This window comes from Rhodovibrio sodomensis, assembly GCF_016583645.1.
Taxonomy (GTDB): Bacteria; Pseudomonadota; Alphaproteobacteria; order Kiloniellales; family Rhodovibrionaceae; genus Rhodovibrio; species Rhodovibrio sodomensis.
Map to the genome: position 1 here is coordinate 1 of NZ_NRRL01000160.1, position 8,478 is coordinate 8,478.

Genomic DNA, 8,478 nt, shown 5'->3' on the forward strand with positions numbered 1-8,478 from the left:
GCTCCGCCGACGTTTGCGGTGTTTCCGGCTGAAGCAGGCCAAGACCTCGTCCGGCCTGCACCGCCTGTTGACCCACAACGGCGTGCCCCCGCCCGAAGCCCGCAAGCTGGCCGGCTCCGGCCGCGGCCGGTGGCCCCTGGCCAACACGCCGCAAGCCGCCCGCGCCATGTCCCAGGCCTGGTTCGACCGGCACGGCCTGACGGCCCTGGTCGCCCTTTACAAAGCGGTCACCCCGACCGACAACCGCCGTGGTACGAGACGCGTACGCCCGGTGGTGTGAGAGGGGGGAGCCGCGAGGCTCCTCCCTACTCGATTGTCGCCCCGGTTGCTGTGTCCACGCGCCGTATGGCGGCAGGGCTTCAGGGCGACCGGACTCTCGGGTGCACGCGCATGCGCGGCGGCGCTTTCAGGCCGCGATCGGCCCCGTGCCAGCCGGGGTCCCGACTCCCCCAAGCGAACCAGGCGTCGAGAATGGACCGACGGTCGGCGGGGGCGCCAAGCATAAGAAAACAGCATTCAGCTGAATTCAGCCGTTTCGTAACGACGTTCGAGCGGCATTCAGCGTGACGGCCGTTTCGGCCTTCAAGCAAGCCGGTCTAAGTGCGCATTCCGACGAAGATGGGCAGCCATTCCAACGGAAGTTGGGCACCTGTTCCAACGGAAGCTGGGCAGGCGTTCCGATCGAAGTTGGGCAGCTTGCTGCCCGGGCGCCGATGGCTGCGGTCGGCTGATGTTTGGTTGCACGGTCCCTGCGTGGGGTCAAGCTGGTGGCCGCTCGTCCACGTAGTCCACGCCCAAGCGAGCCGCGCGCGCCCATAAGGCGCAGCGCGCGGCACGCGCCGTGGTGTGGACCCACCTGGGCGAGCGTGATCACGGCATTTCGGCTTCGGTGATCGTGGCCATGCGCTTGCGCATGGACGCGCCCTTCAGCTCCAGCCGATGGGCGTTGTGGACCAGGCGATCGAGGATGGCATCGGCCAGGGTCGGATCGCCGACCACCTCGTGCCACTGCTCGACCGGCAGCTGGCTGGTGACGATGGTGGAGCCAGCCCCGTAGCGGTCCTCCAGGATCTCCAGCATCTCGCGACGCTGGACGCCCGTCAGCGGTTCCGGGCCCCAGTCGTCCAGGATCAGCAGGTTGGCCTTGGCCATCGCACGCATGAGGCGCTCGTGCCGGCCGTCGCCGCGGCCCATGGCGAGCTCGGAGAACAGCCGGGGCAGACGTTTGTAGAGCACGGTCACGTTGTCCCGGCAGGCCCGCTGGCCGAGGGCGCAGGCGAGCCAACTCTTGCCCACCCCGCTCGGCCCGGTGATCAGCAGGTTCTCGTGCTGGGCGATCCAGCCGCCGCCGGCGAGCTGCTGGACCAGCGCCCGGTCGAGGCCGCGCGGAGCGCGGTGGTCGATGTCCTCCACACTGGCCTGGCTGAAGCGCAGCTTGGCGCTGCGCAGCCGGGTCTTGAGCCGGCGATCGCGGCGATCGGCGGCCTCGCGGTCGAGCAGCAGGGCGAGCCAGTCGGCATGGGTGAGCGCCTCGGCCTCGGGGTTGGTCTGCATCTCCTGGAAAGCGCGCGCCATGCCGCGCAGACCCAGCTCGTGCATCTGCTCGACGGTGCGATGGGTGAGCATCGGTGTCTCCTCAGTGGTAATAGCCGGCGCCGCGGATGTTGGGGTGGTCGATCGTCGGGCCCTCCGCGGCCGGCTCCGGGGCGTGACGATCGAGGTTGTTCTTGAGGATCGAACTGACGCTGGAATACGAGCGCGCGCCGATCTCGATGGCCCGCGCGCAGGCGGCCTCCAGGCGTGTCTCGCCGTAGCTCCGGGCCAGGCGCAGGATGCCCAGGCAGGCGCGGAAGCCCTGCTCGGGATGCGGCTTGTCGCGCAGGATGACGGCGACCAGGGCGCCCGCGTTCGGCCCGATCCTGTTGGCCTGGCGCTGCAGACGCTCGGGCGTCCACTCGGCGTAGCGCCGGTGGCTGCTGGGCATGTGCTCGGCCAACGTGGTGTGCCGGCGGCTGGCGGGGCTGCGCGCGTGGGCGGCGACGCGCTTGCCCTTATGGAAGATCTCCACGCTCGCCGCGGTGACGCGCACGGTGACCCGCTCGCGCAGCAGGCTGGACGGCACGGAGTAGAAGTGCCGGTCGACCTCGACGTGGTAGTCGAGGCCCACACCGGCCTCGCGCCATTCGGCGTACTCGTAGGGGACCGCCGGGAGCTGCTTGAGCGCCGGCGCCTCCAGGCTGTCGAACAGGGCCCGGCGGCTGGTGCCCAGATGGCGCGTGGTGCGCACGTTCAGATCGGTGACCAGCTCGGCGATCGCCGCGTTGAGCGCGGCCAGCGAGGTGAAGGTGCGCTTGCGCAAGCGCGCCAGCACCCATCTCTCCACGACCTGGACGCCGACCTCGACTTTCGATTTCGACAATGTCGTCAACTGCAGGCCGTGTGGGCGCAACCGCCGACACGGTGTGCATAACGCATCCCTTTCACCCGCTGGCCGGACGCCGTTTCGAGCTGGTCAGCCGCGGGGTGAACTGGGGTCATGACCGGGTGGTCTGCCAGGAGCCGGACGGCACGCTGCACACGTTTGCCGCGGCCCTGACCGACATCGATCCGCCGGACGCGTTCCAGCGTGTTGCCGCCGGCCGGGCGGCTTTTGGCTTCACCGACCTGCAGGAACTGCGGGCGGCGCTGGACCAGCTAGTCGCGCGGTGGGAGAGCGGCGATGCGTAAACCCGATTATGCCGCATCTGTAAAGCGTATTGCGCCGCAGGTGCCGACCGTTCGGTCCGCTACATCCGCAGGAATCGCAAAGAAATCAACATGTGGTGCAGGTTTGGGGTTTGACACGCCACGGAATGCGGCGTATTTGTCTTTACGACCCTGCACCGGAGACGCCCATGGCCCAGCCCAAGGACGATGCCAAACGCCAGGCCCTGGCCCGCGAGGGCGTTCTCAACCCGCATCCGCAGGCGGTGGGCGACCCGCTGTTCACCAGCAACCCGTTCTTCGATCCCCGCGATCTCGTTCAGGTCCGCTACGAGATGGTGCGCCGGCATCAGACCGAGGGGCAGGCCGTCAGCGACGTCGCGGCCGTCTTCGGCGTCTCACGGCCGACCTTCTACAAGGCCCAGGCCGCCCTCGCGGAGGGCGGCCTGGCCGGCTTGCTTCCCCGCCAACGCGGACCGCGGGGCGGCCACAAGATCTCCGCCGAGGTCGTGGCCTTCGTGGAGGAGCTGAAAGCCGCCAACCCGGACTTGACGACCGCCGAGTGCTTGGAGGCCATCGCCGAACGCTTCGGGCGCAACGTCCATCGCCGCAGTCTCGAACGCGCTCTGGCGCGCAAAAAAAAACGCAACGCAGAACGGTAGGCGACGATCGCGCGGCGACCGTCGAACTCTACGAGGCGCTGAGAGCCAGCGTTTTGCAAGCGGCGCCGATGTCCGGTGCAGGGCTGGGCGTCATCCGGCGCCAGGGGATGGCCGCCTGGGTCCGGACGGCCTTGAACGCACCCGAGCCGCCGCCCGACCTGCCCGCCGTGCCGTGCCAGCCGCTGCCGTCCGCGAGCGAGCTCACCCGCCTGTTGGCCGGGCTCGTCGTCACCCTGGTCGAGGAGCCCGTCCATGCCTGATCTCAAGGTCACAGCCGACCACCTCCGCCGCGACGCCTATCTCTACGTCCGCCAGTCCAGCCTGCGCCAGGTCACCGACCACGGCGAGAGCACCCAGCGTCAGTACGCCCTGCGCGACCGCGCCGTCGCGGCGGGCTGGCCGCTCGAGCGGGTGCGCGTGATCGACTGCGATCTTGGCCTGTCGGGGGCGAGCACCATGCTGCGCGACGGCTTCAAGGAACTCGTCAACGATGTCGCGCTGGCCAAGGCCGGTATCGTCATGGGGCTGGAGGTGTCGCGCCTAGCGCGTAACTCCGCGGACTGGCACCGCCTGATCCAGCTCTGCGCCCTGACCGCCACGCTGATCCTCGACGAGGACGGCATCTACGATCCCGCCAATTTCAACGACCGGCTGCTGCTCGGTCTCAAGGGCACCATGAGCGAGGCCGAGCTGCATTTCCGCAAGGCCCGCATGCGCGGCGGCCAGCTCAACAAGGCGCGTCGCGGCGAGCTGGTCATGGGCCCGCCGGTCGGCCTCGTCTACCGGCCCGACGGCACGATCGACCTGGACCCCGACGCCGAAGTGCAGAACGCGCTGCGCCTCGTGTTCGACACCTTCGAGCGCACCGGCAGCGCCATGCGCACTGTCCGCTTCTTTCAGACCGAGGGCATCCTGTTCCCGCGCCGCCTGCGCAAGGGGCCCAACAAGGGCGAGCTGCGCTGGGCGCTGCCCCAGCACGCGCGCATCCTGCAGGTCCTGCACAATCCGCGCTACGCGGGCGCTTTCGTCTACGGGCGCACCAAAACCCACCACCGCCCCGAGGGCGGCACCGCCCAGCTCAACGTCGACCGCGCCGACTGGCTGGTGGTCATGCCCGACATGCATCCCGGCTACATCGACTGGGCCCGCTACGAGGCCAACCAGCAACGCCTGAGCGACAACGGCCGCGCCTTCGGCGGCGACCGGCGGGCCGGGCCTACCCGCGAGGGATCGGCGCTGCTGCAGGGCCGCATCCTGTGCGGCATCTGCGGGACCCGCATGGGCGTGCATTATCACCAGGAGCACGGCCGTGCCGTGCCCCTCTACGTCTGCCAGGACTCCCTGGTCCGCAAGGGCGGCACGGTCTGTCAGAGCGTACCCGGCAAAGTCGTCGACCCGGCCGTGAGCGGGCTCCTGCTGGACCTGATGGTGCCCATGACCCTGGAGGTCACGCTCGCCGTCCAGCAAGAGCTGGAGGCGCGTGCCGCCGAGACCGACACCCTGCGCCGACAGCATCTGGAGCGCACACGCTACGAGGCCGAGCAAGCGCGGGCGCGCTACATGAAAGTCGATCCCGACAATCGTCTCGTCGCCGACACCCTCGAGGCGGAATGGAACGGCAAACTCCGCCATCACGCCGAGGCGGTCGAGGCCTACGAACGCCATCGGGAGGAGCAGGCGGCGGCGATTGACGCCGAGACGCGCCGGCGCGTCCTCGCCCTCGCCGAGGATTTCCCGCGGATCTGGCGTGATCCCCGGGTGGACAACCGCGAGCGCAAGCGCATCCTGCGCCTGCTGGTGACGGACGTCACGCTGATCAAGGCGGAGACGATCACCGTTCACGTCCGGCTGTCCGGCGGCGCCACGCGCACGCTCGAGCTCGAGCGTCCGCGGCCAATCGCCCAGATCCGCAAGATCAAGCCCGATCTCCGCGCCGAGGTCGACCGCCTGCTGGATCAGCACTGCGATCGCGAAGTCGCCGAGATCCTCAACGCGAACGGCTGGCGCACCTGGGAGGGCAAGCCGTTCGATGACAAAAAGATCAACTTCATCCGGTCGACCTATAAGCTCCCGAGCCTTCGCGAGCGACTCCGGCAAAAAGGGCTCCTGACGACCAAGGAGGTCGCCGCCAGGTTCGGGATCACCTCGACGACTGTCTACGCCTGGGGACAACGAGGGTGGCTCACCAAATCTCGTACCGGTCGCAACCGGGGTCTATGGTGCCTGCCAGAGGATGATACCGCTCTCCGGCAACACGGCGGAAACGCGCGGTCCGCCGACACCGCCGCCTCTCCCGCGCAATCACCCGAATGAGGTGCAGTATGAAGCCTTCGCCTTGTCCCTCGGGCGCCGCGGGCGGGCTGGCTGGATGACCGTGCCGTAGTGGTTGGCGAGTTCGGCGTAGGTGCTGTTGGGCCTGGCCTCGTAGAAGCAGGCTTTGGCGATGCCCGCCTTGAGGTTGTCGCTGACCAGCAGGTTGGCGACACCGCCGAAGAAGGCGAAGGCCCGGACGTGGGCGGCGCACCAGTCGGGCAGCTGCTGCGTCCAGGTCGCCTGCGCGTAGGTGTAGCTGGACGCGCCCAGCACGGCGACGAAGACCTGCGCCTGGTGGATCTCGCCGGTGTGCGGGTTCACGACCGGCACCGTCTGGCCGGCGAAGTCGACGAACATCCGCTCGCCGGCGAGGTGCGTCTGGCGCATGCGCGGGGCCAATCGCCCAGCCCAGGCCCGATAGAGAGCGTAGAAGCGGCTCTGCCCGTAACCGTCGGGGTGGTTGGCGCGGTACTCCTCCCACAGCAGGCGCAGGGTCACCCCCGGCTTGCGCAGCTCCTGGTAGACCGCCGCCCAGTCCGGCTCCGGCCGCCGGCCCGCCTCCGGCACGCGCGCCGGCGGGAACAGCTTGTCGTACAGCGCCTGGTCGCTGAGCTCCTCCGGCAACGGCCAGCCGAGCCCGGCGACCTGCGCACGCCGGAGGTAGTTGTCGACCGAGCCCTTGCTGACGCCCAGGCTCTGGGCGATCGCTCGTTGAGACAGGCCATTCGCGTGCCGCATCCGCAGCACGTCTCGGATCTTGCGCATCGGCATCCTCTCTGCCGGCATCCCTCACCCCTGCAAGTTGTGGAAGGGGCGAAGTCTAGCCGGTCGTCGGGATCAGCCGATCACAGCAATCTGCACCCGGGCTCAGGTGCCCATCATCCGTTGGAATGCCTGCCCAACATCAATTGGAATCCGTGCCCACCTTGCATCGGAATGGGCGCCCACCTTGAATTGGAATCGGTGCCCAACTTCCGGCGGAACGCGCAGTCTAAGCGACGCCGCGCATCAGTTCGGGGCCGAGGATCGCGATCACGGTTGCGATCAGAAGGAGCGCCATGACGCGGTTGAATGCGCGGATCCGCCTGGGTTCATGCAGCAACCGGCCGGCGAACGTGCCGGCCGCGACCCAGGACAAGACCGAACCGAAACAGACCACGAAGAACACGACGCAAAACGTGACCAAGGTTAACGTATACGCCCCGCTCGTCGTGTACAGCGATACCGCCGACAGCGCGACGACCCAGGCCTTCGGGTTGAGCCACTGCGCGAGCAGACCGTTGCCGAGGCTCGGCGGCGTGACGTCCCCGGTCCGGAACTGCTGCGGGTCGGCACGGGCCAGACCGATCGCGAGGTAAACCAGGTAGGCGCCGCCGGCCACGGCGAGTGTGCTGCGCAACCACGGTCGGCTCTCGATCACCACGCCCAACCCAAAGCCGACGAGCGCAAGCACCGCGACGAAGCCGGCGGTGACCCCGAGTACGTAGGGGGCGCTGCGAAACACGCCGTACTGGGCGCCGGACATCGCCGCGATGATATTGACCGGCCCGGGGGAAGCCGAGGTTGCGAGGGCGTAACCGACCATGCCCAAGAGCAGCCACGCCGTCATCGCGCACCACTCATCCCGTTACTCTTCAATATCGCCGTCGTGAACTTCCCCTTCGCCGTCGAAGAAGAAATGTTGGCGCCGATCGACCGCGTAATATCGTTTCGGCTGAACTGTTCCATCCAACGCATACCCGGCGTATTCCTCCCAATATCCAAGACGGTTTTCGTAAGTGACCTCAAGAAGGCTTATCGCCTTCACGCATTTGTATCCGTACAGACCGAAATCCATCAGCCGGAGCGGGTATCCCTGTTCCGCTGGCAGCGGCGCCCCGTCTACACTGTGCACGAGAAGTGCGTCGCGCTCAATCGCGGAAAGCAGGTGGATCGTGCAGTCGTATGTACCGCCCTCGGCGCCATGACTCAGCTGTTTCAGATAATAATCGGGGCTGCTTGTATCGATGTCGGCTTGCGCCAGAACATCTCGCAGCAGCACGCCGTCCCAGTGACGTTTGATGCTCCATAAGCATACGCACACCATCCGCCGATGTTGGTACACTTGGGGCAGGTTCATCAGGTCTTGGTACGTGAGTTGGAACTCGTGGCCATCGATTCGGCGGATGGTAAGGGTCCAGTCGTTTGTGGCTATGTCAGGCACACCTTCCTGATAGTACCGGAGCGAGGAAGGTTTTTTAGATAGTTTCGGGGTTTCCTTCATCGCGACTCTCCCAACACTGGTTGGACGCAGCGAATGCCGACGATGTTGTCGCGCATCTGTGCTGGATAGAAGTCGCGGCTGGCGCACCGCAGAAAGTCGTCGCTGTGCAGGCCGGACCCGCCGCGGTGACTGCTCACCCCCGCCGGCGAGTAGGTCAGGCGGCGGCCGGTAGAATGACGGATTGGCCAGCAAGGACGCGCCGAATGGCGGCGAGCGGGCTCAAGCCGTATAGGCGGCCGGTGTCGACGACGGAGCGCACGCCGGCGTAGAAAGCAGCGCCCCATTCGGCGTTAAAGCCTTGCGTGATCTTGCGGTTATGCGGAGCTCCACATAACAGGAATTATGCGGAGCCCACGATTATGCGGAGTCCGCGGGCAAGAAAGGTCCGCAGCGTGGGTTGGAGACCGGACTGAACGAACCCGCTATCGCGGGGGTTAGCGGATAACAGGTGCGGGCGGGTCTCCTGCCTGAGACGATGGGGTTGCCGACCACCAACTCTCAGGACAGGAGTTTCCCAGATGGCCGACATCAGCCCTC

The 8,478-nt window shown here is 67.4% G+C and carries 10 protein-coding genes; 5 read left to right on the plus strand and 5 right to left on the minus strand.

Translation table 11 applies throughout. The features are described 5' to 3' along the window. The coding region (locus tag CKO28_RS25440; RefSeq protein ID WP_200343876.1) for a hypothetical protein at positions 1–280 on the plus strand (280 nt) is incomplete at its 5' end. A 590-nt stretch (positions 281–870) separates the two neighbouring features. Here the strand turns inward: CKO28_RS25440 and istB are convergent. Together istB and CKO28_RS25450 are read right to left on the minus strand one after the other, a co-directional pair. Then, a complete protein-coding gene (istB, locus tag CKO28_RS25445) occupies positions 871–1,626 on the minus strand; it encodes an IS21-like element helper ATPase IstB (protein WP_200343878.1) in 756 nt (251 codons plus the stop codon). A gap of 10 nt (positions 1,627–1,636) precedes the next feature. Further along, positions 1,637–2,419, minus strand: a complete 783-nt coding sequence (locus CKO28_RS25450; RefSeq protein ID WP_200343880.1) for a Mu transposase domain-containing protein — start codon at positions 2,417–2,419, stop codon at positions 1,637–1,639. Between CKO28_RS25450 and CKO28_RS25455 the strand changes: the two genes are divergently transcribed. From CKO28_RS25455 to CKO28_RS25470, 4 genes are all read left to right on the plus strand, one after another. After that, positions 2,419–2,727 carry a DUF5372 family protein gene (locus CKO28_RS25455; RefSeq protein WP_200343882.1) on the plus strand — a complete coding sequence of 103 codons (309 nt, stop codon included), beginning with the start codon at positions 2,419–2,421 and terminating at the stop codon, positions 2,725–2,727. The genes CKO28_RS25450 and CKO28_RS25455 overlap by 1 nt on opposite strands. Positions 2,728–2,894: 167 nt before the next feature. Next, the gene (locus CKO28_RS25460; protein ID WP_200343884.1) at positions 2,895–3,365 is read left to right on the plus strand and encodes a helix-turn-helix domain-containing protein; all 471 of its coding nucleotides are present in this window, start codon (positions 2,895–2,897) and stop codon (positions 3,363–3,365) included. Positions 3,366–3,433: 68 nt separating this feature from the next. Further along, positions 3,434–3,625 (plus strand): hypothetical protein, encoded by a 192-nt coding sequence (locus tag CKO28_RS25465; protein WP_200343886.1) that lies wholly within the window; start codon positions 3,434–3,436, stop codon positions 3,623–3,625. Then, positions 3,618–5,678: a recombinase family protein gene (locus CKO28_RS25470; protein WP_200343888.1), complete on the plus strand. Its 2,061-nt coding sequence runs from the start codon at positions 3,618–3,620 to the stop codon at positions 5,676–5,678. The genes CKO28_RS25465 and CKO28_RS25470 overlap by 8 nt, the downstream gene beginning before the upstream one ends. Here the strand turns inward: CKO28_RS25470 and istA are convergent. The 3 genes from istA to CKO28_RS25485 all read right to left on the minus strand — a co-directional run bounded on the left by istA (position 5,667) and on the right by CKO28_RS25485 (position 7,941). Then, complete coding sequence (gene istA / locus CKO28_RS25475) at positions 5,667–6,443, minus strand: IS21 family transposase (RefSeq protein WP_200343889.1); 777 nt, start codon at positions 6,441–6,443, stop codon at positions 5,667–5,669. The two genes, CKO28_RS25470 and istA, sit on opposite strands and share 12 nt — an antisense overlap. Before the next feature lie 226 nt (positions 6,444–6,669). After that, on the minus strand, positions 6,670–7,287 hold the full coding sequence (locus tag CKO28_RS25480) for a LysE family translocator (RefSeq protein WP_200343891.1): 618 nt from the start codon (positions 7,285–7,287) through the stop codon (positions 6,670–6,672). Positions 7,288–7,305: 18 nt separating this feature from the next. Beyond that, the gene (locus CKO28_RS25485; RefSeq protein ID WP_200343893.1) at positions 7,306–7,941 is read right to left on the minus strand and encodes a molybdopterin-dependent oxidoreductase; all 636 of its coding nucleotides are present in this window, start codon (positions 7,939–7,941) and stop codon (positions 7,306–7,308) included. Positions 7,942–8,478 lie beyond the last annotated feature (537 nt).